We start from the raw sequence: 24,228 nt of genomic DNA, 5'->3' as shown, positions 1-24,228 counted from the left end.
CTCCACCTTGCGCACTACCGCGCAATGCGTAATAGTGTCCGTAGCGCGATAGTGGGAGGGGTGCTGTGGACACGAGCCAGTTGCTCAAGGGAGTGCTGGATCTGGCGGTCCTGGCCGTGCTCAAGGACGACGACGGCTACGGCTACGACGTGCTGCGGCGGCTGCGGTCGGGCGGGATGGGCGAGGTCGGGGACGCGTCGGTGTACGGGACGCTGCGGCGGCTGTACCGGGCCGGGTACCTGACGTCCTATGTGGTGCCCAGTGACGAGGGGCCGCACCGGAAGTACTACGGGGTGAACGAAGCGGGCCGGGTGAAGCTCGCGGAGTCTGAACTCGCCTGGCGGGAGTTCGCCGAGACGTTGGACGGGATCTTGCGGAAGGGGGCCGCGGCGTGAACGGCATCGACACCCGCGCCGATGACTACCTGCGGCGGGTCAAGGCCGCGCTGGCCGACTTGCCCGCCGACGAGGTCGCCGAGGTCATGGAGGACCTGGAGGCACACGTCGCCGAGGTCTTCGCCGAGGCGGGCTCGGCCGAGGAGGTCGAGCGCAGGCTCGGCACCCCGGAGGAGTACGCGGCCGAGCTGCGCGCCGCGGGCGGCTACCCGACGGGGAACACGCCGTCGGGGGAGCGGGCCAGGGTGTGGCTCGGCAGGCTCGTCGTGTGGGCGGCGGTGGCCGCGACCGCGCTGGCCGGACTCGCCGGAGTGCTGGCGATGGACCGCTACCAGGAGGAGTACCTCGGCCTGGCGCTGGTGGGCGGACTGATCGCCCTTCCGGCCGCGTGGCTGGTGTTCGCCGGGACCGTGCGCCGCTCGGACGTCGAAGCGGTGCCGGAGTACCGGTGGGGCCGCGAGAAGGGCCTGCGCCTGGTCGCGGCCACGCCGTGGGCCGAGCGCGTGCGCGGCATGCGGGGCGCGTGGCGGCTGGTGCGGCTGGTCGTGCTCGCGCTGGCCTTCCTCGGCGCGCTCGGGGCCGACGGCGGGTTCTGGATGGTCGCCATCCTCGCCGCCGCCGTCGTCCTGGTGTGGCTGGGACCGCGGGTCGACACCGACCGGCGGCTGCTGCTGCTCGTCGTGCCCGCCAACGCGCTCGTGGTGGGCCTGGGCATCGCCCTGGCCGCCTCGGCGGTCCAGCCGGAGCACGACAGCGGCGGCTACTACTACCCGGTGTCGAACCCGGAAGGGTTCGCCTACTACGGCAACACCGTGGAGAACGTGTACGCCGTCGACAAGGACGGCAAGCCGATCTCGGACTTCTACCTCTACGACCAGCACGGGAACCCGCTGAGCACCCCCAGGTACGGCTGCCTCGACGGCTACGGCGACCGCGAGGTCTCCAACCGCTACCCGGCGCCGGTCGCCGAGCACGGACCCAACGGCTGCGTCGAACGCCCCGCCCCGACGTTCGTCCCGCTGCCCCCCGGCCTGATCGACCCGCCCGCCACCCCGGCCCCGACGACCACGGCGCCGACCACGTCACCGTCGGCGACCACAGCGCCGACCACCACGGCAGCACCGACGACCACCAAGTAGGGGGCGGGTGCGGGAGCGGCATCGGGGGCCGCTCCCGCACCGGCGTGCGACGGCCGCCCGCACTTCTGGGGAGATCGTGCTCGTCCGCCACGCCGATTCGGTGCCGCCCGTTCCGGGCGGGCCCGGCGACCTGCCGCGTCCGCTCTCGGCGGTGGGGGTTCTGGTCGCCGCCGCGCCAGTGGGGCAGATCGCGGCACCCGATGCGGTCTTCTCCAGCCCGTACCGCCGCGCGGTCCGGACCGTGGAGCCGATCGCGGCGGCCGCGGGCGTGCCCGCCCAGACCCGCTGGGGCCTGCGCGAACGGGACTCCGGTGTTGCGCCGACCCTGGACTGCGCCGCCAGCTTGGCCGGGCTCGGGGTGGCGGTCGACCGGCCGTTCTCGCGGGACATGCCGATGCCCGCGGTGTACCGGGTCAGGCTCGGGGAGACGCCGACGGTGAGCGGGCTCTGAGTTCGGCCGATCCGTGGCGTCGCGGGGTGCGCGGATTGCAGAATGGCCGGGTGAACCGCACCCGGATCGCCATCGCCGCCCTCGCGCTGCTCACCAGCGGTGTCGTCGGCTGCGCCGCGCAGGAGACGGCGCGGCCACCCGCCGCGCCCGCGCTGTCCAGCGACGAGACCCGCACGGTGGAGTCGCTGCGCAAGGTGGACGACCACCCGCTGTGGACCATGACCTTCCACGGCGACTACGACCCGATGGACGTCGCGGGCCCCACCCTGACGCCCACCACCTTCGGCTGCTCCCTCTTCGCCGCGCGCGGCAACCCCGCCGACCCGCTGTTCGGCCGCAACTTCGACTTCGACCACCAGCCCGCGCTCCTGCTGTTCACCGACGCCCCCGACAGCCACGCCTCGGTGTCGATGGTCGACGTGTCCTACCTGGGCCTGACCTCGGGCGAGGACTTCGAGACCGAGGAAGGCAGACGCCTGCTCCTCGACGCGCCGCTGCTGCCCTTCGACGGCATGAACGACAAGGGCCTCGTCGTCGGCATGGCCACCGTCCCCAACGCCGAGGCGACCCCGGTCGCGGGCAGGCCGGTCGTCGGCAGCGTCCGCATCCAGCGCATGATGCTCGACCGCGCCGCCACGGTCGACGAGGCGATCAAGGTCTTCGGCGAGTACGCCGTCGACTTCTCCGACAGCCCACCGCTGCACTACATGATCGCCGACGCCTCGGGCGACTCCGCGATCCTGGAGTTCGTGGACGGCGAACTCCAGGTCTCCCGCGACTCCAGCCCGTGGCAGGCGATGGTGAACTACCGCTGGTTCGGCTCGACACCCGAACAACAGCAGGCCGACTACCGCTACCGCGCGCTGTCGGAGACCTTGAATGGCACGGGCGGCAAGCTCGACACGACGGCTGCCATGCGGCTGCTGGCTGATGTTCAGCAGGGGCATACGCAGTGGTCGATCGTGTACGGGCAGCGCTCGGGCGAGGTCACTCTGACTACGGGCAAGCGGTTCGAGAAGGTGCACGAGTTCAGGCTGCCCATGGACCTGGCGAGCTGAGCTGACGGTCGGCGAGTTCCGCTGGAGCCGCACCCGCGTCGCAGTGGCCCACCTGGTCGAAGCGCCCCGGGCGGTGAACGGCGCGGGGTGCCCGGGGCGCGGGGGTAGCGTACTGGGAGCGCTCCCAGTTAGCTAGGTGGACTGGTGGAACCAGAGGCAGCCGTAGGGCGGGACGGTGAGGTGGCCGGTGGTCACCTCGACTGTCTCGCGGGTCAGCAGATCGGTGTGGGGGCCGTCGGGGAGGCCGGGGGTGGTGGTGGTTTCGCGGTCGCTGAAGTTGTGGATGGCGGTGATGGAGGTGTCGTCGGTCGAGCAGCGGTGGATGAGGACGGCGGCGTCGGGGGAGGGGAGGAGGGTGAGGTCGCCCCAGGGGAGTTCCGGGTGCTCGCGGTAGCGGGAGATCAGCAGTGTGATCCAGGACAGCAGTGAGTCGGGGTCGTGGCGTTGGGACTGGACGTTGACCGCGGTGGGGGCGTAGGGGCCGGAGGGCGGGGGTGCTGGAAAGGTCTTGGGGTCGGCGGGGGAGAAGCCCGCGCCGACGGGGTCGGGCTGCCACTGCATGGGGGTGCGGACGGAGAAGCGGCCTTCGACGGCCAGGTTCTCGCCCATGCCGATCTCTTCGCCGTAGTACAGCACCGGGGTGCCGGGCAGGGAGAACAGCAGGCTGTAGACCATCCTGATCCACCGCGGGTCGCCGTCGAGCATCGGGGGCAGGCGCCGGCGCAGGCCTCGGCCGTAGAGCTGCATGTCCGGCGACGGGCCGAAGGCCGCGAAGACCTCCGCGCGCTCGTCCTCGGACAGCTTGTCCAGGGTCAGCTCATCGTGGTTGCGCACGAATGTCGCCCAGTGCGCGTCGCGCGGGGGCTCCGGGCGCTTGGCGAGGGCGTCGACCAGCGGGGCGGCCGAGCCACGGGCGAGGCCGAGGTACATCGCCTGCATGCCGACGAAGTCGAAGCACATCGTCAGCTCGTCGCCCACCCCGTCGCCGAAGTAGCGCAGGGTGTCCTCATAGGGCAGGTTGACCTCGCCGAGCAACACGGCGTCGCCGCAGCGGCGGGCCATGAACGCGCGCAGGTCGGCCAGGTACTCGTGCGGGTCGGGCAGGTCGGGGGCGTCGAGGCTGCCCGCGGTCTCCAGGAAGAACGGGACCGCGTCCACCCGGAAGCCGGACAGGCCCAGCTCCAGCCAGAAGCCCATCACCTTCGCCATCTCCTCGCGCACGGCGGGATTGGCGACGTTGAGGTCCGGCTGGTGCTTGTAGAAGCGGTGCAGGTAGTACTGCTCGGTCCTCTCGTCGTACTCCCAGAGGCTGGTTTCCTGGTCGGGGAACACCACACCCTCGGGCCCGTCGGCCGGGGGCTCGTCGCGCCAGACATACCAGTCCCGATAAGGCGAGTCCCTGCTCTCGCGCGCCGATCTGAACCAGGGGTGCTTGTCGGAGGTGTGGTTGACGACCAGATCGGCGATCACGCGCATGCCGCGGTCGCGCGCCGTGCGCACGAACTCCACGAAGTCGCCGAGCGTGCCCAGCCTCGGGTCGACGGAGTAGTAGTCGGTGATGTCGTAGCCGTCATCGCGGTCCGGTGTCGGCAGGAACGGCATCAGCCACAGGCACGTGACGCCCAGCCGCTCGAAGTGGCCGATCCGCTGCGTCAGCCCGCGGAAGTCGCCGCAGCCGTCGCCGTTGCCGTCCTGGAAGGTCTCCACGTCCAGGCAGTAGACGACCGCGTTCTTCCACCACAGGTCCGAAGTCTTGGTCAGCCGCACAGTTCCCCCAGCACCTTGTCACCGAACGCGTCGATGAAGGCGTCCTGCTCCTGGCCGACGTGGTGCAGCTGGATCAGCTCGAAGCCGAGGTCGGCGTACTCCCGCAGCCGCTGGGCGTGCCAGCCGAGGTCGGCGGAGACGTTGACGACCCCGCGCACCTGGTCGGGGGTGACGGACTTGGCGATCTCGTCGAAGTGCGGCGGCCGCAGGTCCCAGCACACCGGCGGCGGGAACACGTTGCCCCGCCACTGCTCGTGCGCGGTGGCCAGCGCCTCGTCCTCGGTGGGCGCCCAGCTCAGGTGCACCTGCAGCGCCAGCGGTCCGCGACCGCCCGCGTCGCGGTAGGCCTCCACCATGGACCGCAGGTGCTCGTCGGGGGCGTTGACGGTGATCAGCCCGTCGGCCCACTCGGCGCACCAGCGCGCCGTCCGCACGCTCACCGCCGCGCCGAACAGCGCGGGCGGTGTCTCCGGCCGCGTCCACAGGCGCGCCCGGTCGACGGTGACGAGGCCGTCGTGGGAGACCTCCTCGCCCGCCAGCAGCGCCCTGATGATGTCGACGCACTCGCGCAGCCGCGCGGTGCGCACGTCCTTGCGCGGCCACACGTCGCCGGTGATGTGCTCGTTGGACGCCTCACCGGTGCCCAGCGCCGCCCACAGCCTGCCGGGGTACATGGCGCTGAGCGTGGACATGGCCTGGGCGAGGATGGCCGGGTGGTAGCGCTGGCCCGGCGCCGTCACCACCCCGAACCCCAGCGAGGTCGCCTGCAGCGCCGCGCCCAGCCAGGACCACGCGTAGCCGGACTGGCCCTGGGCCGACGTCCACGGCGCGAAGTGGTCGGAGGACATGGCCGCGCCGAAGCCCGCGCCCTCGGCCCTGCGGACCGCGTCCAGCAGCCGGGCCGGGTGGATCTGCTCGTGGGAGGCGTGGAAGCCGTAGACCGCCATGCCCGGTTACTACCCCCAATCGACGGTCATGACACGAGGGGCGCCGTCCGAGACCCGGACGACGCCCCCCCGGCCCTGCTCAGGCGCGGACTACTTCAACGCGTACGCGCGGATGATCGTCTGCTCGACCGCGTTGCCCTGCGCGTCCTTGGCGGAGGCCTTGAAGGAGACGAACTTCGCCTTCTTCGGGTGGGCCAGCACGGCGTGCCAGCGCTCGCCCACCTTGACCAGCGCGGTCGGCTTCCAGGTCGCGCCGTCGTCGTAGGAGACCCGCACCGACGGCGTGCGGACCTTGCCGCCGGAGTTGTGCTGGACGTAGACCGGCACGGTGAACAGCCTGCCCGCGGCGGCCTTGTTGCTCTCGTCCAGCTTCGGCGCGAAGCGCACGGCCATCATCGGCAGCGCCTTGGTGTCCTCGTCGGAGGCCGAGCGGAACGTCCAGTCGGCGGTGATCCTCGTGGACAGCGGCGACGACGAGCGCGTCGCCTCGGTGTGCAGGCGGTAGACCCCGGAGCCGCCCGGGTCCACGCCGTTGACGTAGCCGTCGTACTCGGTCTCCCCGATCAGCCGCTCACCCCGGTGCAGCGTCGTCCTCGCTGTGTCGATCCGCGAGAAGCCCACGTGGCCCGGGCCCTGGTCGGTGAACATCGGGACGTTGACGTACAGGTCGTCGCCGGTGCGGCCCGCGAAGTCGTCCACCCGGTAGGAGGTGGGGAACGCCGGGCCGAAGACGGCGACGTTCCAGCGCTTGGCGCCCGGCTTGGTCACCTCACCCGCCATCGCGGTGTACTGGATCGCCTCCGGCGGGAAGGCGCTCGGCGAGTCCATCTGGTCGAACGAACTCGCCCACTCGATGTCCTTGGAGTAATAGGCCGCGAAGGTGCGCGGCAGCGGACCCCCGGTCATCCCGTCGAAGAAGCCGGTGCCGGGGCCGTTGGCGCCCGTGGTCACCTTCACCAGATCGCGGTCGCGGAACCGCTTGGCCAGCGAGGCCGGCACGCCGCCGTGGACCTTCCAGCCGACGCTGTACTGGTACGGGCTGCCGATGAACTCCCGCTCGCCGCTCGGCTCGGCCATGCGCGTCTGCAGCTCGAAGGTGGCCTTGCCCGGCGCCGAGGTCGCCGACTCCGCGAACGACATGCCCTCGAAGTCGTTGGCGAAGACGCCGTTGCCGGTGTCGCCCCATTCGGTGTCCAGGCTGAAGAGCGAGTAGGCGTAGTTGGGCCTGGCCCCCGGCTGGTCGACGGTGATGGCCACCGGGTTGGTCTCGCGGGCGTCGATCACCACCCGCGTGTCGCCGTCGACGCGGAACGCGGGCTCGTAGAACATCGCCATCAGGAAGGAGTCCTCGGAGACGATCTTCTGCACGTACGCGTCGAGGTAGAACACGCCCTTGGGCAGCCGCGTGGTCAGCGAGCCGGACTCGTCGTAGCCCCAGTACGCCTTCGGGTTGGCGGTGTCGACGAAGCGGAACCCGTAGTCGGCGGTCGGCTCGCCGTCGTGGTTGATGAAGTCCAAGGTGACGTCGTAGCTCTCGACCTCCTTGGTGACGCCGAGCGGCGTGCGCAGCACAGTGGCCCCGCCGGTCGCGGTGACGGTGCCGCCGTAGCGGCCGTCGGGAGTGTTCAGCGAGGTCACGGCCGTGACGGTGACCTCGGCCTGGCCTCCCGCGGGCACGGTGACCTCGGCCGGGGAGACCGCGAGCATGCCCGCCGGGGCGGGCGCGCCGCCGGGGCCGCGCAGGTCGGCGGCCACCCGCAGGGTCAGCGGCTCGGCTCCGCTGTTGCGGTAGGTCAGCTTGCTGGTGATGGGCTCGTCGTCGTGGTGCGGCCAGCGCGCCACGCCCAGGCCCAGCGTCGCCGGCGACGAGGTGAGGGTCTGCGCGGAGGCCTTGGCGACGTCGACGCGGCCGGCGCCCTGCTCGTAGACCGACAGGCCCGCGGTGGGCTTGGCGGTGCCCACCAGCGCGGACTTGACCTGCTCCGGTGTCCAGTCGGGGTGCTGGGCGGCCAGGATCGCCGCCGCGCCCGCGACGTGCGGGGCCGACATCGAGGTGCCCGACAGCGCGACGTGCTTGTCGCCCACCGGGTCGCCGATGACGCCCTGGGCCGCCTTCGCCGCGACGATGTCCACGCCCGGCGCGGTGATCTCGGGCTTGATGCCGTTATCGCCGGTGCGCGGACCGCGCGAGGAGAAGTCGGCGATGGCGTCGGCGCGGTCGACCGCGCCGACGGTGAGTGCCGCGTCGGCCGCCGCCGGGCTGCCGATGCTGCCCTCCGACGGGCCCGAGTTGCCCGCCGAGATGACGAACAGCGCGCCGGTGTCGGCGGTGATCCGGTTGACCGCCAGCGACATCGGGTCCGTGCCGTCGGACGGGAACGGCGAGCCCAGGCTCATGTTGATGACGTCGGCGCCCTCGGCGGCCGCCCACTCCATGCCCGCGATGATCCCCGACTCGCTGCCGCCGCCGAAGTCGTCGAGCACCTTGCCGTTGAGCAGCTTCGCGTCCGGGGCCACACCCTTGTACTGGCCGTCGCCGGTCACCGTGGCGGCCACGTGGGTGCCGTGGCCGAAGCGGTCGTCGGTGGAGTCGCTGTCGCTGAAGTCGCGCGCGCCGACCACCGCGCCCGCCAGGTCGGGATGGGTCTCATCGATGCCGGTGTCGAGCACCGCCACCGTCGCGCCCGCCCCGGTGTGCCCGGCCGCCCACGCCGCGGGCGCGCCGACCTGCGGCACGCTCTTGTCGAGGGTGGCGCGCACCGGCCCGTCGAGCCAGATCCTGCCGACCCCGGCCGTGCGCGCGTTGGCCAGCAACGGCGTCCCCTTGTCCGCCTTGAGCGCGACGCCGCCGATGCTGGGCAGGGCCAGCTCGTCGGCGGCGCCCGCGATGCTCGGGCCGTCGTGGGTGACGATCAGCGGCGTCGACGGGCTGCGCGCGTCGTCCAGCCCGGCCCTGACCAGCCCTCCGATGTCGAACAGCCTGCCGTCGACGCGGCCCGCGGCCACGTCGACGGCCACGTCGGAGGGCACGACGTGCACGTCGCCCTCCTCGTCCAGCCGCTGCAGGAACCGGACGCCCTCGCGCCCCGGTCCCGGCCGCACGTGCGCCCGAGCGCCCGCGACCGTGACGACGTCGCCGGTCAGCAGGGTGACGGCGGTGCCGCGCGGCCGGTCCGCCGCGGTGTGTTCCCCCGATGCCCCGGCGGGGGCGACCGTCGCGGCGACGACCGCGATGACCCCAGCGCCGATGCCCAGGCGTGTTCGCCTGCGGATACCCATGTGTTCTCCCCAGAAGTCAGATGAGCCTCACCCCGTTCAAGACGCTTCGGCATCCCTGCCCCGTTGTCACCGCGTCCCGGATGTCACCTGGATGGACGCGTCACCGCGGGGAGGGGACGCGGTCCCCGGTCCGCATGTGACGCCGTCATGGGTGAGCAACGGTGAAGGTGAGCGGTCCCCGGGCCGAATGCGACCGTGAACTGGTCCAACGAGGAAGTGGGGTGAGCGCCACGATGCCCATTGACAGCGCAAGGCCAACCGCGCTCCGGTTCCGCATCGGGCTGGCGCGACCGGGCACGCTGCACTTCCAGTACTGCGCCGACCTGGTACGGCGGTGGTATCTGGAGCGGCACCAGGTCGTGGTCGAGCCGCGGCCGGACGTGTTCGCGATCGCCTGGGACAACACGCGGGAATCCCCCACCTACGGGCGGACCCTCGGCGTCGCCGGGCTGACCGCGCCCAGCGGCGGGCGGCTGCGCTCGGAGCAGTTCCTCGACGTGCCGGTCGAGCGCGCCTGCGCGGCGCTCGGCTGGCCGGGCACCCAGCGCGGCCAGGTCGCCGAGCTGGGCCCGCTCGTGGCCGACAAGCCCGAGTGCGAGCTGTTCCTGCTGCGCAACCTGCCGCGCCTGGCCGAGCACATCGGGTTCGACTTCCTGCTCTCCACCCTGCCGAGGCGGGTCCTCGACCAGGCGCGGGCGGCGGGCTGGGAGTTCCACATCCTGAGCAACACCCGCCCGCCGGGGACCTTTTCCGACGACCGGGGCACCTTCGCCCCGGGCGCCAGGACCGGTATCGTCCGATGTGGACACGGGATCGGGTTGGCCGCGGCCGCCTGACCGACACCCCCGTGCCCGGGTGGAGGGCGTGCGGGCCCGGATGACACGCCGGGCGGGAGGAATTCCCCCATCGCGCGATCACCGTTTGCCGGTACGGCGGGGAAGCAGCAGGTCACGGGGCGGTGGTCCGCCGCGCACCGACGATCGTCGGTTGGCCGCGGCAGGCCGCCGCCCCTAGCGTTCGCGGTGCCCGCCACCCCTGCACCGGCGGGTGAACCCACTCCGTGCCGGGCCGTCCCTGCAACCGGCCCGGCACGGACCACGCGAGGGAGACCTGCGATGACCCGTGTTCGGAAGAAACTCGCGCTCGTCGGCGCCTGCACGGCCACAGCCGTGGCGGGCGCGGTCATGGCCGCGCTGCCCGCCGCCGCGGCGGGCGAGGTGCTCACCGCCGCCGACGCCATCGGCGGCAGCTACATCGTCGTGCTGAAGGACGGCGTGTCCGCCCAGACCGCGGCGGACCTGACCGGCGAGCACGGCGGCCGGGTCGACGCGCTCTACACCAGCGCGCTGAGCGGGTTCAGCGCCGCGATGACCGACAAGCACGCCCGCAGGCTCGCCGCCGACCCGAGGGTCGCCTACGTCGAGCAGAACCACCGCGTCGAACTGGCCGAGGTCCAGAACAATCCCACCTGGGGCCTGGACCGGGTTGACCAGCGTGATCTGCCGCTGGACAAGAAGTACGGCTACAGCGCCACCGGCGAGGGCGTGAACGTCTATGTCATCGACACCGGCATCAACATCAACCACCAGGACTTCGGCGGACGCGCCAAGCACGGGCGCGACACCGTAGACAACGACAACGACACCAGCGACTGCCAGGGCCACGGCACGCACGTCGCGGGCACCGCGGGCGGGACCGCCTACGGCGTGGCGAAGAAGGCGACCCTGGTCGGGGTGCGCGTGTTCGGCTGCTCGTCCAGCGGAACCGCGGCCGACATCCTGGAAGGCATCGACTGGGTCACCCGCAACGCGGTCAAGCCCGCGGTCGCCAACCTGAGCCTGCGCACCGGCAAGTCCACCGCCACCAACGACGCGGTCCAGAAGATGATGGACTCCGGCGTGGTGACCGCGGTCGCCGCGGGCAACTACGGCGACGACGCCTGCGACGACTCCCCGTCCAGCACGCCCGACGCCATCACCGTCGGCGCGACCGACGCCAACGACGGCCGCGTGGACAACAACATCTGGACGTCGAACTACGGCGCCTGCGTGGACATCTGGGCCCCCGGCGACAACATCGTCTCCGCCGCGTACAACAGCAACACGGGCACCGCCACCAAGAGCGGAACCTCCATGGCCACACCGCACGTCGCGGGCGCGGCGGCCCAGTACCTGCAAGGCAGCCCGAACGCGGGCCAGCTGACCGTCCGGGACGCGCTGGTGGCCAACTCGACCAAGGACACCCTCACGAACCTGGGCGCGGGCAGCCCCAACCGCATGCTCTACACCGGATCGGGTGGCGGCACCACGCCCACCCCGGCCTGCGCCGCGGTCACCAACGGCGCGGATGTGTCCATCCCGGACGCGGGCGCCGCGGTCACCAGCCGGGTCACGGTCTCGGGCTGCTCGGGCAAGGCGTCGGCCGCCACCAAGGTCGCCGTGGACATCCGCCACACCTACGCCGGTGACCTCCAGATCGACCTCGTCGCCCCCGACGGCAGCGCCTACCGCCTGAAGAGCACCAGCAATGACTCCTCCGACAACGTGGTCACCACCTACACCGTCAACGCCGCCGCCGAGGACCGCGACGGCACTTGGAGCCTGCGGGTCCAGGACCGCTACCGCGCCGACACCGGGCACATCTCCAGCTGGACCCTGACCGTCTAGCCGCCACCCCCCGGGGCGCGGACCGCGACACCCGCGGTCCGCGCCCGCGTGCCCTGCTCACCACGAAGGGTCACGTTTCGTCACTCAGTGCCCAAACCTGACCCGTTCGGTGGCTGCGCGACCCCGCCCGGCCCGGGAATCTCGTCCCCAGGCGTGCCGGTCCGGCCCCGTGGCCGCACCATGGGTGGCGAGCAGCGATCGGAGCAGCGCATGCGGAGCATCGAGATCCGGGAAGAGGCGGGCGCCACCCTCGGGGTCGAAGAGGAGTTCCTCCTGCTCGACCCCTACACGGCCGAGCCGGTCGACCGGGCCGCCCAGGTCATCGCCGGGTGCAAGGCCGATGCCGGGTGGACCGTGCAGCCCGAGTACGCCGAGAGCCAGGTCGAGACCGCGACCGGGGTCTGCGTGAGCGCCGAGCAGGTGGGCGGCCAGCTCGCCGAGGCCAGGGCCCGGCTCTCGGCCGCGGCCGACGAGCGCGGCGCGCTGCTGGTCGCGACCGGGGCGCCGGTGGTCGCCTCCAAGCCGCTCACGCTGGCCCGAGGCGAGCGCTACGCCCGCATTGCCGACCACTACGGCGCCATGTTCTCCGACTACCTGTGCTGCGGCCTGCACGTCCACGTGGGCGTGCCCGACCGCGACGTCGCCGCGGTCGTGCTCAACCACTTCACGCCGTGGCTGCCCGTGCTGCTGGCGCTGTCGGCCAACTCGCCCCTGCGGCAGGGGCGCGACGAGGGGTACGCCAGCCTGCGCGCCCTCACCCAGGCGGCGTTCCCCGCGGCGGGTCCGCCGCCGTGGGTGGAGTCGGCGGCCGACTACGACCGCCACCTGGCCAGGGTGGTCGAGAGCGGCGCGTTCCTCGACGAGCGGATCACCTTCTGGCAGGCGCGGCTCTCCCCGCACCTGCCGACGGTGGAGATCCGGGTGGCCGACAGCGTCGCGACCGCGGCCGACGCCCAGGTCATCACCGCGCTGTGCCGGGGCATCGCGGTCGCCGCCGCCGCCGACGTCGCCGCGGGGGTCCCGGCCCCGCGGGTGGACCCCAAGGCGATCTCCTCGGCGCTGTGGACGGCCGCCCGGCACGGCCTGCGCGGACCCGCCATCGACCCGCTCACCCAGACCCGCACGACGGTCCGCGGGCAGCTGGCGGCCCTGCTGCGGCGGGTCCGGCCCGCCCTGGCCGAGTTCGGCGAGCTGGCGGCGGTCACCACCGGCCTCGCCGACCTCTTCCGCCGTGGCACCGGCGCGGACCTGCAGCGCAGGACCGCCGCCGAGGGGCCCGCCGCGGTCGCACGCGCGCTCGCGGCCCGCACGGCGGGGCTGACGGCGGTGGAGGCCGGCTACTCCCCGGTATGAGCGGTGAGACCGTGGGGGAGGAGGTGGCCGCCGCGGGTGCTCAGCGCAGCCTGAGCGGGCGCAGCGGCAGCTCGCCCCGGCCGCCGCGCAGGTGGCGCAGCAGGATGCCCTCGCGCAGCGTCCACGGGCAGATATCCACTTCGGACACCTCAAGCCGGGTCATCATGGCCCGGGCGACGATCGCGCCCGCGAGGACGTAGGGGGCACGGGCGGCGGAGACGCCGCGCAGCCGGGCCCGACGGGCGGCGGACAGCTCGGACAGCCGGGGAATCCAGCGGTCGAGGTCGCTCACCCGCAGCGAGTCGCCGCGGTCGGCCAGCCTGGCCAGCTGGGTGAGGATGCGGGAGGCCGCGACGACGCGGTCGGCCGAGGGGTTGTCGGGCAGGCGGTCGATGGCGCGGCGCACGTGCCGCTCCAGCCTGCGCACGTCCTTGCCGGACGGCGGGTCCTTGCGGAGGAACTCCCTGGTCAGGGTGCCCGCGCCGAGGGGAAGTGAGAGGGCCAGCTCAGGGGTGTCGCTGGCGCCGAGGACGACTTCGCTGGTGCCGCCGCCGATGTCGAGGAGCAGCAGCCTGCCGGTCTCCCCCGACCAGTGCCGCGCGGCGTGGTAGGTCAGCTTGCCTTCCTGCCGACCGGTCATGAACTGGGGTCTGAGTCCCACGGATCTCTCCACCGCGCGGACGATCTCGTCGCGGTTCGACGCGTCGCGCACCGAGGCCGTGGCGAAGCAGAACAGCTCGCGCACGCCCAGTTCGCGCGCCGCCTCCAGGGTGGCGCCCGCGGCCCTGACCACGCGCCGCACCCCGCGCCTGCTCAGCGCGCCGTCGGGGCGGATCTCCCGGCCCAGGCGGGTGGGGTACTTGCACGCCGACGTCCTCGGGCCGTGGTCTGCCAGCTGCAGGCAGGCTGAGACCGAACCGATGTCGATGACGCCCACACCACCAGCCACCCGGGACGCTCCTGTCTCTCGCGGAGTTACATCATCCCGGCAAATGTACCCGCGCCGAAACGGCCCAAACGTGCGAATCGCGCCGCTTGGGCCGTTTGGCGTCTCCTGGCGTGCTCTCTGTCAGCCTGCCTTCAGCCAGACACCCTTCCCGTTCTTGTTGATCGTGATGGTGGTGCCGTCCACGGCCAGCTCGGCCTCGCCGTCGAGCACGGCGACGAGGTCCTGCTCCTGCGCGGCCGGGCCCGGTGGGCAGGCCATCTTCGTCAGCACGAGCTGCTCGAACACGATCGTGCCGCCGCTCACCTGGTACCCCGCCGAGCCGGAGTTGCACCCGGTGTCGACGGTGACGGTGTCCGCGCCGAACTCCACCGTCGCCCGCTCGGTCACCGAACTGACCATGTCCCCCTCGCGGATGCTGTCAACCACCCATACGGTGCCTTGCAGCGGCGGGGTCTTCTCCCGGCCGAACACCAGCTCGGCGCCCTCGCCGCTGAGCACCAGCCGCTCCCCGTCGACCCGCCAGGCGGGCGAGCCGCCCAGGAACGCCGCCAGCCACTCGTCCTGCGAGTGCAGCGGCCCGGCGCAGCCCATCTCCGTGGTCGTCAGGTCCGCGACCGCCAGCGCGCCGTCGGCGGTGTCCACGGCGCCGCTGATGGTGTTGCAGCCCGCGTTCGCCACGAGCCTGCCGTCGTCGGTGAAGTCGAGGCGAACCGTCGTCCCGGTGACCAGGTCGCGGCCGGACTCGCTGGTGTACACGCCCGAGGGTGCCGCACCGGCGGACCCACCGGCGCCCACGGGTTGCCCGCAGGCCGTGAGCACCACCAGGAGAACCCCGGCGCCGACAAGTGTCTTCATGCACCGAGGACGGAGGAAACCCCCGATGCGGTTGCTTGGGCCGGGAACCGGGGCAGGTGTGCCAAGCTTGTCGATCACCGCACGGGACGCGAGGGGCACGGGTGGACTACCAGTACGACGTGTTCGTCAGCTACACCCGGCGCGCGGGCGCCGGGCGCTGGGTGAAGGACAACTTCTTCCCCGCGCTGCGCGAGGCGCTGGACAACGAGATGGCCCGCGAGCCGGTTTTCTACGTGGACTGGGAGCACGAGACCGGCGTGGCGTGGCCGCAGTACATCGAACACGCCCTGATGCACTCGCGGCTGATGGTGGCCGTGCTGTCCCCGCCGTACTTCCGCTCGAACTGGTGCGCGGCCGAGTGGGAGAGCATGTGCGCCCGCAACCGGCTGCTCGGCTTCGGCTCACCGGACAGCCCGCGCCACCTCGTCCACGGCGTGCGCTACGCCGACGGCGAGCACTTCCCCGACGAGGCGGCGAACCTGCAGATGCGCGACTTCAGCGACTGGACGGTCCCGATGCCGTACGACGCCTACACCCGCACCCCCGACTACCCGCACTTCTACGCGGAGGTGCGCAATCTCGCCCGCGACATCGCCGCCCGCGTCGACCACGTCCCGCCGTGGGACGCGGGATGGCCGCGCCTGCGCCCCACCGCCCCCGCCCGGCCCGTCGGCCCCCTCCCGAGGCTGTGAGCACGCCGTGATCGTCACCTTCTACTCCTACAAGGGCGGGGTCGGGCGCTCGTTCGCCTTGGCCAACGTCGCCATCCAGCTCGCCAGGTGGGGCAACCGCGTGCTGTGCGTGGACTGGGACCTGGAAGCCCCCGGCCTGCACGAGTACTTCCGACCGTGGATCGACGAACCGGGAATCGGGGTGGTGGAGCTGGTGACGGCCGCCGCCGACGGCGAGGTCGAGTGGCGCGACGCGGTGCTGCCCGCCGCCATCGACGGCCTGGGCGACGGCTGCCTGCACCTGCTCGCCGCCGGGCGGATGGACGAGGGCTACGTCGACCGGGTGCAGTCCATCTCGTGGCCGCGGATGTACTCCGAGCACGACCTCGGGTGGCGCTTCGAGACCCTCGCCGCCGAACTGCGCGCCGAGTACGACTTCGTGCTCATCGACAGCCGAACCGGGATCACCGACATCGGCGGCATCTGCACCGCGCAGCTGCCCGACGTGCTGGTGCTGTGCCTGACCCCGAACCAGCAGAACCTCACCGGCGCCATCGACGTCGCCCGGCGCGCGCGGCGCGCCCGCGTCGACCTGCCCTACGACAAGGCCGGGCTGCTGGTGCTGCCGATCGTGTCGCGCTTCGACGGCCGCGAGGAGTACGAGCGGGCCAGGAGCTGGCGCGAGCGCATCACCGCGGGCTGCGCGCACCTGTACTCCAACTGGGTCCCCGACCAGGTCAGCCGCGTGCACGTGGTGGAGCGCACCACGATCCCGTACCTGCCGTACTGGAGCTTCGGCGAGGAGCTGCCCGCGATCACCGAGAACAGCAGCAACCCGGAGATGGTGACCTACTACCTGGAGAACGTCGCCGCCCTGCTGTGCAACGGCCTCACCGAGGCCGACGTCCTCGTGGCCAGCCGCGACGCCTACGTCAGCGCCGCCAGGTCCCGCGCGCCGAGGTCGGTGGTCGACGGGCAGGCCGACATCGCCGTCTACGGCCGGGCCGCGCAGGCCGCCGAGCTGCGCGAGGCGCTGGCCTCCTTCGGCGTCCGGGTCGCGCCGGAGCAGCCGCCGTCGCTGCTGGCCGGGCGGGTGCGCTGCGCGGTGGTCGTCCCCGACTCCCACGGCCGCGACGCCGCGCTGCTCGACCAGCTCAAGGCCGCGCGCGTGCCGGCGGTCACCTGGCGGCCACGGCAGGAGGACCCGAAGGCCGAGGCCGCCGACATGGTCAGGGAGATCAACGGGCAGACCGGCGGCACCCTCGCCGCCGCCGTGGTCCGCGTCGGCGAGTGGTACCTCGCCGAGCGCCGGACCGACGACGCGCGCCAGGTGCTCGGCCAGCTCACCGCGCTGGCCCCCGGCACCAGGGGCATCCGCGCGCTGCGGGCGCGCATCGCCTCCGACGAGGGCGACCTGGCCGAGGTGATCACCGTCCTGGGCCACGGCGGCGGACTCGACGGACAGGAACTGCGGCTGCTGGGCCGCGCGCACCTGGCCCTCGGCGACGTCGCCTCGGGCGTGCTGGCGCTGAGCGGGGCGCTGGAGCGCTCGTCGGGGGGCGCGGCCGAGGAGCTGCACCGCGAACTGGCCGCCGTGCACGCCGAACTCGGCGACTATGACGCCGCCGAACGCCACCTGCGCGCGGTGTTCGACCTGGTGCCGACCGGCGGTGACGTGTGGGCCGAGGTCGCCGTGGACCTCGCGGTGTTGCAGCAGCGGCACGGCAGGGTCAGCGCGGCGCGGGAGCTGCTGGTGACGGTGTTCGAGGCTTCGGGCTCGCCGGGTGCGCGGGTTGTCGCGGGGCAGCATCTGGCGGGGTTGCTGGAGCAGCGGGGAGACGGCCAGGCTGTTGCCGTGTGGCAGTCCACTGTGCTCGCTGCGCGCGCGGCTGGTGATACCGAGGCGATGGTTGAGGCGGTGCGCGGGGTGGTCCGGACCGCGGGGGCGGATCGTGGACCGTTGGCGGACATGGTTCGGCTGGTGGCTGAGGCGGGGGCGGATGCCCGTGCTGGGCGCCGTGACGTTGAGGTGGCCGAGTTGCGGGAGTTGGCTGGGGTGTTGCAGGTGGCGCTTGGGAGGTATGTGGAGGCTGGGGATGAGTTGGCTGGGGCGGTTGCCGGGTACCGGAAGGTGCGGGACACGGCTGGGGTGGCTCGGGCGTTGGCGCGGTGGGCGTGGGTGAGTTGGGAGGTGGGGGAGCGGGAGGTTGCCCGGCGGCAGGTGGCTGAGGTGCGGAGTCTGTTGCCGGTGTTGCGGGGGGCGCAGGCTGATGTGGTTCGGGATCTGGTGGGTGGGGTGCCGGTGTAGGTCGATCTGCTGTCGGTCTGGTTCGTCGGTGTCTTCTGGTTGTCGGCCGGGGTTCCTTGGTGTCTGGTCGGCCTGGCAGTGATTCGCACGCTGGACCGGGTATTCGGTGAATGGCCATTGCCAGTATTGCCGCTGGGACGATGAGAGCAACGCCGGTTCCGGCGAAGCGCGGAACCGGCGTTGCGTCCGATGTGGAGGTCGCCGCGATCGGGTCAGTGCCCGGACATCTCCTGGGCGAGGCGCTCGTCGCCGCTCTCGGTCTTGAGCGGCTTCTCCTTGATGAACAGCACCGCGATGAACGCGAGCAGCGCGATGGGCGCGCCGATGAGGAACAGCTCGGCGGTGGCCGTGCCGTAGATGTCGGCGACGACCGCGCGCACAGGCTCCGGCAGTGTCGAGATGTCCGGGACCTCGCTGGTGCCGCCGCCACCGCCGGGCATGGGCCCGAAGCGGTCGGTCATCTGGCTGGTGACCGAGTTCGCCAGCACCGCGCCCAGCGCGCTCACGCCGATCGCGCCGCCGAGGCTGCGGAAGAAGGTGAGCGTCGAGGTCGTGGCGCCGAGGTCCTTGGCGGGCACGTCGTTCTGCGCGGCGACGACGAGGTTCTGCATCAGCAGGCCGACGCCGGTGCCCAGCACCAGCATGTACACCGACACCAGGGCAACGCTGGTCCGCGCGTCGATGGTCGACAGCAGCACCATGCCCGCGACCATCACCGCGCCGCCGGAGACGAGGTAGACCTTCCACCTGCCGAACTTGGTGATCATCTGCCCGGCGATGGTGGAGGAGACGAGCAGGCCGAGGATCATCGGCAGGCTCATCAGGCCCGCCTGCGTCGGCGTCTTGCCCAGCGAGATCTGGAAGTACTGCGACAGGAACACCGTGCCGCCGAACATCGCCAGGCCGACGAGCGCGCTGGCGAGCGTGGTCAGGGTGACGGTGCGGTTGCGGAAGATCGTCAGCGGGATGATCGGGTCCGCGGCGCGCGACTCCACCCAGACCGCGAGCGCCAGCAGGACCACGCCCACCGAGACCAGCAGGGCCGTCCAGCCCGACGCCCACGGGAAGGTGTTGCCCGCCAGGGTCGACCACACCAGCAGGGTCGAGACGCCGCTGACGATCAGCGCCGCGCCCAGGTAGTCGATCGTGACCTCCTTGCGCACCACCTTCAGGTGCAGCGTGCGCTGGAGCAGCACGATCGAGGCGAGGGTGAACGGCACGCCGATGAGGAAGCACCAGCGCCAGCCCAGCCACGACGTGTCGACCATGATGCCGCCGATCAGCGGACCCGCGATGGTGCCGACGCCGAACACCGCGCCGAAGAGGCCCGCGTACCGGCCGAGCTCGCGCGGCGGGATCATCGCCGCCATGACGATGGTCGCCAGCGCGGTCAGACCGCCCGCGCCCAGGCCCTGGACGATGCGGCTGACGATGAGGACCTCGACGTTCGGGGTGAGCCCGGCGATGAGCGAGCCGACGACGAAGAGCCCGAGGGAGAGCTGGATGAGCAGCTTGCGGCTGTAGATGTCGGCGAGCTTGCCCCACAGCGGCACGGTCGCCGTCATCGCCAGCAGCTCGGAGGTGACGATCCAGGTGTAGATCGACTGGGAGCCCTCCAGGTCGGCGACGATGCGCGGCAGGGCGTTGGCGACGATGGTGGAGGCCAGGATCGCCATGAACATGCCGATCATGAGGCCGGTCATGGCCTGGCGGACGTCCTTGCGCGAGTGCGCTCCGGACGTCTCCTCCGGCAAGGGCGGGTCTTGCGTGACGGACACGGTTTCCCCCGGTCGGTGCGTAGGGTCGAGCGGATCGTGCGGGTGGATCAGCGTGGGCCGGGCAGGCCGGCCGCGAGCAGGTGGAACGACTCGTCGAGCAGGTCGGGCAGGGCGGGCGCGTTGTCGAGGGCCGACCAGCGGGTGAGCGCCACCCGCACGGCCGCGCCCGCGGCGGCGGCCACGAGCATGGGGTAGTGGTCGGTGGGGAGTCCGCCGGTGCGCGCGGCGACCCCGGCGCCGATCGCCCGCTCGGCCTGTGCGCCGCCCGCGAACGCCTTGTGCAGCAGCTCGGGGTGGCGCTCCATGACCGCGACCTGCAGGCTCCAGAGCTTGTGGTCGCTGGCCAGCTCGGCCATCTCCGCGCGCAGCGCCGCGCCGACCGCGGCGAGCGGGCCCAGCTCGGCGGCGGCCTCGGTGATGGCGACGTGCAGCCGCGCCGCGGACTCGGGGTCCGGGCCGACCAGGGCGTCTTCCTTGGTGGGGAAGTAGTTGAAGAAGGTCCGCGGCGCCACGTCGGCGGCGCGGGCGATGTCCTCGACGGTGACGTTCTCCAGCCCCCGGGCGGTGACCAGCTCCAGCGCGGCGCGCATGAGGCGCGTGCGCGTTTGGCGCTTCTTGCGGTCGCGGAGGCTCACCGGATCAGCGTAGCGCCAAAAGGTGCACGCTGTGCAAATTTGCAGTGACTGCGCAACGTGTGAGATAGGCCATTCGGGCGGTATCGGTGGTTTAGACCAACTCCTACTGTGGTCCAGACCATACGAGAGGAGTGGCATGTCCCGACGGAGATGGGCGGCCGGGGCGGTCGCCGCCGCGCTGCTCGCCAGCGCTTTCGCCGCCGCGCCCGCCCAGGCGCACGGCAAGCACCACGACCACGGCTCCCACGCGAGCAAAAGGGTAGTCGGATACTTTACGCAGTGGGGCATCTACGGGCGGAACTTCCTCGTCAACGACCTGGTCAAGAACGGCTCCTCGGCCCGCCTGACCCACATCAACTACGCCTTCGGCTTCCTGGACGAGCAGGGCAAGTGCGTCAGCGCCGACGCCTGGGCCGACTACCAGAAGCCCTTCACCGCCGCCGAGAGCGTCAACGGCAAGGACGACGTCGCCGGGCAGCCGCTGTCGGGCAACCTCAACCAGCTGCGCCTGCTCAAGCAGCGCCACCCCACGCTGCGCGTGCTCATCTCGCTGGGCGGCTGGACCGGCTCCAAGTACTTCTCCAACGCCGCGCTGACCGCCGAGTCCCGCCGCGAGCACGTCCGCTCCTGCATCGACCTGTGGATCAAGGGCAACCTGCCCGGCGCCGCCCCCGGCGCGGGCGCGGGCGTCTTCGACGGCATCGACCTCGACTGGGAGTGGCCCGGCAGCGAGGGCGAGGTCGGCAACATCATCCGGCCCGAGGACAAGCGCAACTTCACGCTGCTGGTGCAGGAGTACCGCAAGCAGCTGGACAGGCGCCACGACCTGACCGCCTTCCTGCCCGCCAGCCCGGCCAAGGTCGAGGCCGGTTTCGAGGTCAAGAAGGTGTTCAAGGAGCTGACCTTCGCCACGGTGCAGGGCTACGACTTCCACGGCACCTGGGAGAGCACCACCAACCAGCAGTCGTCCCTGCGCGTGCCCCGGGGCGCCCCGACGACCCCGGACTTCAGCTCGCAGGTCGCCGTCGACGCCTACCTGACCCGCGGCGCCCCCAAGGACAAGATCGTCCTGGGCGTCCCGTTCTACAGCCAGGGCTGGACCGGCGTCACCGGCGGCGGCAACGGCCTGTTCAAGCCCGCCGCGGGCCCCGCGCCCGGCCTCTGGGCCAACGGTGTCGAGGACTACAAGGTGCTCGCCGCCAAGCGCGACCAGTTCCGCGTCTACCGCGACCACAAGGCGGGCCACGCGTGGATCTTCGACGGCACCACCTTCTGGACCTACGACGACCCGATCGAGATGTTCCGCAAGGCCCGCTACATCGATGACCGGCGCCTCGGCGGGGCGATGATCTGGTCCCTCGACGGCGACACCACCCGCGGCGAGCTGATCAAGGCGCTGCACCTGGGCTTGCAGTTCTGATCTGACTGGAACCGATCCCCTGTCGGCGGTGTAGTAGCAGCGGACACCCCAGACAGGAGCAGGACGGATCGACACCCCGGACGACGAGATAGTGGCGCGGGTGCGCACGGGCGACGCGGCGGCGTACGCCGAGCTCGTGCGCGCCCACGCCGGTCCCGCCCTGCGCGCCGCCCGCCTCTTCGGGGCGGGCGCGGACGCCGAGGACGTCGTCCAGGAATCGTTGGTCAAGGCCTACCGGGCGCTCGGCCGCTTCCGCCAGGGCGCCCCGTTCCGCCCCTGGCTGCTGCGCATCGTCGCCAACGAGACCCGCAACCTCGTGCGCTCCCGGGGCCGCCGCGGGGCCACCGAGGCCGCCGCGGCCCGTCCGGAGTCCGTCATCGACCCGGCCGCCTCGGCCGCCGACCGCGCCCGCCGCGCCGAGCTGCTGAGCGCCATCGCGGCCCTGCCCGAGCGCCACCGGCAGGTCGTCACCTGCCGCTACCTGCTCGACCTGGACGAGCGCGAGACCGCCACCGTCCTCGGCTGGCCCCGCGGCACCGTCAAGTCCCGGCTGTCCCGGGCACTGAAGACCCTGCGGGCCGAACTGGCGGAGGACGCCCATGTCTGCTGACCCGCTGGCCACCGAACTGCGTGCCCTGGGCCGCTCGCTGGAGGCGTCCGCGCCACCGGAGCTGGTCGAGGCGGTCATGGCCAGGGTGGCCGCCGAGCCGCGGCTGTCGTGGTGGTCGCGGCGGTGGCGGGCGGTCGTCGGCGGGATCGCGGCGGTCGTGCTGGTCGGGGCGCTGACGCCGCCGGTGCGGGCCGCGGTCGTGCAGTGGCTGGGGGCGGTCGCGGTGTGGGAGGTGGCGGGGGCGCCGCCTGGGGGTGTGCCCGCTCCGCCTGTCGCGGGCGGGGTGGCGCTGGCCGAGGCCCGGTCGTCGGTGTCGTTCCCGGTGGCGGTTCCCGGGGCGCTGGGGGAGCCCCGGTCGGTGGAGGTGTCGGGGGACCGGCAGCGGGTGTCGATGTCCTGGCGGGACGGGTCGGTGCGGCTGGACCAGGTGGCGGGGACGCTGGCGCCGTACTTCGCGAAGACGGTGTACGACCGGGTGGTGTTCACGAGCGTGCGCGGGGGCGAGGCGCTGTGGCTGGCCGGGCCGCATCGGCTGGAAGTGGTGGGGGCGGGGGGACGGGAACGGGTGGAGCCGCCCCGGCTGGCGGGGTCGACGCTGATCTGGGTGGCGGAGGGGGTGACGTTCCGCCTGGAGGGCGTGCCCACGCGGGAGGAAGCGGTGGCGATCGCGGAGTCGGCTACCCCGGGCTGAGCGCACTCCGAACCTCCGCGACTGTTATTCCAGTCGGAACTTATATAAGTGAGAGCTGGTATGGTCTGGCCGTGTGCCTACCGGACGGAGCATGGGGATGAAGGACGTACTCGACGAACTGGCCGCCGCCCGCCGCACGATGGGCACGGCGACCCTGCCCGCCGGGGAGGCCTACACCATGGAGCTGCGGCGTCGCTACAACGCGCACCCCGATGACGTGTGGGACGCCATCACCAGCCCCGAGCGGCTGAGCCGCTGGATGAAGCCGGTCACCGGCGAGCTGCGCCTCGGCGGGGCGTTCCAGCTGGACGGCGGCGAGCACGGCGAGATCCTCCGCTGCGAGCCGCCGCGCCTGCTGCGGGTGTCCTGGATGTTCGGCCCCGGGGCCGACGAGTGGCCGGGCACGAGCGAGGTCGAGGTGCGCCTGTCTCCCGGCCCGGCCGGGGACACCGAGTTCGAGCTGGTCCACGCCGCGGCCGTCGGCGAGCCCATGTTCCCCACCTACGGCCCCGGCGCGGGCGGCGTCGGCTGGGACCTGCACCTGCTCACCCTCGCCCGGTTCCTCGGCGACGGCGAGGTCCTCGACCACGAGGAGTTCGCGGCATCGCCCGCCGGACGCGAGTTCAGCGGGCGCAGCGCCGCCGCCTGGGGCGAGGCGCACCTGGCGGGCGGCGGCGACCCGGACCACGTCGCGGCCGCCGTCGAGGCCACCACCGCGTTCTACCTGTCCGCCGGGGACGCGCGGTGAAGTACACGGTCTCGATCGAGATCGCACGGCCCCGCGCCGAGGTGGTCCGGCTGATCGCCGACCCCGCGCAGACGCCGAAGTGGCTGCGGGGCCTGGTGCTGCACGAGCCGGTGGACGGCGTGCACGGCCAGGTCGGCACCACCTCGCGCGTCGTGTTCCAGACGGGCGGGCGTCGGATGGAGGCCACCGAGACCATCACCCGCCTGGAGCCCGCGGACCCGCGCGCGGTGCCCAGCTCGGTGGTCGTGCACTACGAACGCGAGATCGCCGCCAAGGGCATGTGGCAGGCCCAGCGCGACCGGCTGTCCGAAGCCGGTCCGGGCACGACGCTGTGGGAGAGCGAGAGCGAGTTCCGGTTCGACGGGCCGCTGATGCGGCTGGTGGGGCTCCTGATGCCCGGCTCCTTCCGCAAGCAGTCGCGGCAGCACATGCTGGACTTCAAGGCATTCGCCGAACACGGGACGGACGTCGGCCACGGGAGGGCCTGAGCTGGCGCTCCCCCGACCGC

21 protein-coding genes are annotated in these 24,228 nt (G+C 72.4%); 14 read left to right on the top strand and 7 right to left on the bottom strand.

Features of this window, described 5'->3' with window-relative positions; translation table 11 throughout:
* Positions 1–65 precede the first annotated feature (65 nt).
* Genes ACFPM7_RS20815 through ACFPM7_RS20800 form a run of 4 tightly spaced genes read left to right on the top strand, consistent with a single transcriptional unit; the run spans position 66 to position 3,043 of the window.
* Positions 66–395 carry a PadR family transcriptional regulator gene (locus tag ACFPM7_RS20815; protein ID WP_378249346.1) on the top strand — a complete coding sequence of 110 codons (330 nt, stop codon included), beginning with the start codon at positions 66–68 and terminating at the stop codon, positions 393–395.
* The gene (locus tag ACFPM7_RS20810) at positions 392–1,534 is read left to right on the top strand and encodes a DUF1700 domain-containing protein (protein ID WP_378249345.1); all 1,143 of its coding nucleotides are present in this window, start codon (positions 392–394) and stop codon (positions 1,532–1,534) included. The genes ACFPM7_RS20815 and ACFPM7_RS20810 overlap by 4 nt, the downstream gene beginning before the upstream one ends.
* 7 nt (positions 1,535–1,541) lie before the next feature.
* Positions 1,542–1,985 (top strand): phosphoglycerate mutase family protein, encoded by a 444-nt coding sequence (locus ACFPM7_RS20805; RefSeq protein WP_378249344.1) that lies wholly within the window; start codon positions 1,542–1,544, stop codon positions 1,983–1,985.
* A 50-nt stretch (positions 1,986–2,035) separates the two neighbouring features.
* Positions 2,036–3,043, top strand: coding sequence for a linear amide C-N hydrolase (locus ACFPM7_RS20800; RefSeq protein ID WP_378249343.1), 1,008 nt, complete (start codon positions 2,036–2,038; stop codon positions 3,041–3,043).
* A 132-nt stretch (positions 3,044–3,175) separates the two neighbouring features.
* Here the strand turns inward: ACFPM7_RS20800 and ACFPM7_RS20795 are convergent, their stop codons facing one another.
* The 3 genes from ACFPM7_RS20795 to ACFPM7_RS20785 form a co-directional block, all read right to left on the bottom strand.
* Positions 3,176–4,810, bottom strand: coding sequence for an alpha-amylase family protein (locus tag ACFPM7_RS20795; RefSeq protein WP_378249342.1), 1,635 nt, complete (start codon positions 4,808–4,810; stop codon positions 3,176–3,178).
* Positions 4,801–5,757 carry a TIGR03885 family FMN-dependent LLM class oxidoreductase gene (locus ACFPM7_RS20790; protein WP_378249341.1) on the bottom strand — a complete coding sequence of 319 codons (957 nt, stop codon included), beginning with the start codon at positions 5,755–5,757 and terminating at the stop codon, positions 4,801–4,803. The genes ACFPM7_RS20795 and ACFPM7_RS20790 overlap by 10 nt, the downstream gene beginning before the upstream one ends.
* A gap of 90 nt (positions 5,758–5,847) precedes the next feature.
* On the bottom strand, positions 5,848–9,036 hold the full coding sequence (locus tag ACFPM7_RS20785) for a S8 family serine peptidase (protein WP_378249340.1): 3,189 nt from the start codon (positions 9,034–9,036) through the stop codon (positions 5,848–5,850).
* Between the two features lie 233 nt (positions 9,037–9,269).
* On the opposite strand from ACFPM7_RS20785, the gene ACFPM7_RS20780 reads away from it, so the two are divergent.
* From ACFPM7_RS20780 to ACFPM7_RS20770, 3 genes are all read left to right on the top strand, one after another.
* Positions 9,270–9,872, top strand: a complete 603-nt coding sequence (locus ACFPM7_RS20780; RefSeq protein ID WP_378249339.1) for a thermostable hemolysin — start codon at positions 9,270–9,272, stop codon at positions 9,870–9,872.
* Positions 9,873–10,151: 279 nt separating this feature from the next.
* The gene (locus ACFPM7_RS20775; RefSeq protein WP_378249338.1) at positions 10,152–11,702 is read left to right on the top strand and encodes a S8 family peptidase; all 1,551 of its coding nucleotides are present in this window, start codon (positions 10,152–10,154) and stop codon (positions 11,700–11,702) included.
* A gap of 210 nt (positions 11,703–11,912) precedes the next feature.
* The gene (locus ACFPM7_RS20770; RefSeq protein ID WP_378249337.1) at positions 11,913–13,055 is read left to right on the top strand and encodes a carboxylate-amine ligase; all 1,143 of its coding nucleotides are present in this window, start codon (positions 11,913–11,915) and stop codon (positions 13,053–13,055) included.
* Between the two features lie 40 nt (positions 13,056–13,095).
* Here the strand turns inward: ACFPM7_RS20770 and ACFPM7_RS20765 are convergent, their stop codons facing one another.
* Both ACFPM7_RS20765 and ACFPM7_RS20760 read right to left on the bottom strand, forming a co-directional pair.
* Positions 13,096–14,004, bottom strand: coding sequence for a Ppx/GppA phosphatase family protein (locus ACFPM7_RS20765; protein ID WP_378249336.1), 909 nt, complete (start codon positions 14,002–14,004; stop codon positions 13,096–13,098).
* A gap of 120 nt (positions 14,005–14,124) precedes the next feature.
* The gene (locus ACFPM7_RS20760; RefSeq protein WP_378249335.1) at positions 14,125–14,859 is read right to left on the bottom strand and encodes an META domain-containing protein; all 735 of its coding nucleotides are present in this window, start codon (positions 14,857–14,859) and stop codon (positions 14,125–14,127) included.
* 101 nt (positions 14,860–14,960) lie between these two features.
* Here ACFPM7_RS20760 and ACFPM7_RS20755 point away from each other — a divergent pair, with 101 nt between their 5' ends.
* Positions 14,961–15,551, top strand: coding sequence for a TIR domain-containing protein (locus ACFPM7_RS20755; protein WP_378249334.1), 591 nt, complete (start codon positions 14,961–14,963; stop codon positions 15,549–15,551).
* A 7-nt stretch (positions 15,552–15,558) separates the two neighbouring features.
* On the top strand, positions 15,559–17,838 hold the full coding sequence (locus ACFPM7_RS20750; protein ID WP_378249333.1) for a KGGVGR-motif variant AAA ATPase: 2,280 nt from the start codon (positions 15,559–15,561) through the stop codon (positions 17,836–17,838).
* Between the two features lie 212 nt (positions 17,839–18,050).
* Here ACFPM7_RS20750 and ACFPM7_RS20745 read toward each other — a convergent pair whose 3' ends face one another.
* Positions 18,051–19,541, bottom strand: coding sequence for an MDR family MFS transporter (locus ACFPM7_RS20745; RefSeq protein WP_378249447.1), 1,491 nt, complete (start codon positions 19,539–19,541; stop codon positions 18,051–18,053).
* Positions 19,542–19,663: 122 nt separating this feature from the next.
* Positions 19,664–20,251, bottom strand: coding sequence for an acyl-CoA-like ligand-binding transcription factor (locus ACFPM7_RS20740; protein WP_378249332.1), 588 nt, complete (start codon positions 20,249–20,251; stop codon positions 19,664–19,666).
* Between the two features lie 136 nt (positions 20,252–20,387).
* Here ACFPM7_RS20740 and ACFPM7_RS20735 point away from each other — a divergent pair, with 136 nt between their 5' ends.
* From ACFPM7_RS20735 to ACFPM7_RS20715, 5 genes are all read left to right on the top strand, one after another.
* Positions 20,388–21,671, top strand: a complete 1,284-nt coding sequence (locus ACFPM7_RS20735) for a glycoside hydrolase family 18 protein (RefSeq protein ID WP_378249331.1) — start codon at positions 20,388–20,390, stop codon at positions 21,669–21,671.
* Between the two features lie 100 nt (positions 21,672–21,771).
* The gene (locus ACFPM7_RS20730; RefSeq protein WP_378249330.1) at positions 21,772–22,281 is read left to right on the top strand and encodes an RNA polymerase sigma factor; all 510 of its coding nucleotides are present in this window, start codon (positions 21,772–21,774) and stop codon (positions 22,279–22,281) included.
* On the top strand, positions 22,271–22,972 hold the full coding sequence (locus ACFPM7_RS20725; protein WP_378249329.1) for a hypothetical protein: 702 nt from the start codon (positions 22,271–22,273) through the stop codon (positions 22,970–22,972). The genes ACFPM7_RS20730 and ACFPM7_RS20725 overlap by 11 nt, the downstream gene beginning before the upstream one ends.
* Positions 22,973–23,069: 97 nt before the next feature.
* Entirely contained in the window at positions 23,070–23,720 is a 651-nt protein-coding gene (locus tag ACFPM7_RS20720) for an SRPBCC domain-containing protein (protein WP_378249328.1), read from the top strand.
* Entirely contained in the window at positions 23,717–24,208 is a 492-nt protein-coding gene (locus ACFPM7_RS20715) for an SRPBCC family protein (RefSeq protein WP_378249327.1), read from the top strand. Before ACFPM7_RS20720 ends, ACFPM7_RS20715 begins: the two co-directional genes overlap by 4 nt.
* Positions 24,209–24,228: the final 20 nt, after the last annotated feature.

It is taken from the genome of Actinokineospora guangxiensis, assembly GCF_042657845.1.
Lineage (GTDB): Bacteria > Actinomycetota > Actinomycetes > Mycobacteriales > Pseudonocardiaceae > Actinokineospora > Actinokineospora guangxiensis.
This window is presented reverse-complemented; position numbering and strand designations above follow the sequence as displayed.

Coding starts and splice junctions, on each gene's coding strand:
- ACFPM7_RS20790 (WP_378249341.1), bottom strand. CDS start 5,757: ATGGCGGTCTACGGCTTCCACGCCTCCCACGAGCAGATCCACCCGGCC.
- ACFPM7_RS20785 (WP_378249340.1), bottom strand. CDS start 9,036: ATGGGTATCCGCAGGCGAACACGCCTGGGCATCGGCGCTGGGGTCATC.
- ACFPM7_RS20780 (WP_378249339.1), top strand. CDS start 9,270: ATGCCCATTGACAGCGCAAGGCCAACCGCGCTCCGGTTCCGCATCGGG.
- ACFPM7_RS20775 (WP_378249338.1), top strand. CDS start 10,152: ATGACCCGTGTTCGGAAGAAACTCGCGCTCGTCGGCGCCTGCACGGCC.
- ACFPM7_RS20770 (WP_378249337.1), top strand. CDS start 11,913: ATGCGGAGCATCGAGATCCGGGAAGAGGCGGGCGCCACCCTCGGGGTC.
- ACFPM7_RS20760 (WP_378249335.1), bottom strand. CDS start 14,859: ATGAAGACACTTGTCGGCGCCGGGGTTCTCCTGGTGGTGCTCACGGCC.
- ACFPM7_RS20745 (WP_378249447.1), bottom strand. CDS start 19,541: ATGACCGGCCTCATGATCGGCATGTTCATGGCGATCCTGGCCTCCACC.
- ACFPM7_RS20735 (WP_378249331.1), top strand. CDS start 20,388: ATGTCCCGACGGAGATGGGCGGCCGGGGCGGTCGCCGCCGCGCTGCTC.
- ACFPM7_RS20725 (WP_378249329.1), top strand. CDS start 22,271: ATGTCTGCTGACCCGCTGGCCACCGAACTGCGTGCCCTGGGCCGCTCG.
- ACFPM7_RS20720 (WP_378249328.1), top strand. CDS start 23,070: ATGAAGGACGTACTCGACGAACTGGCCGCCGCCCGCCGCACGATGGGC.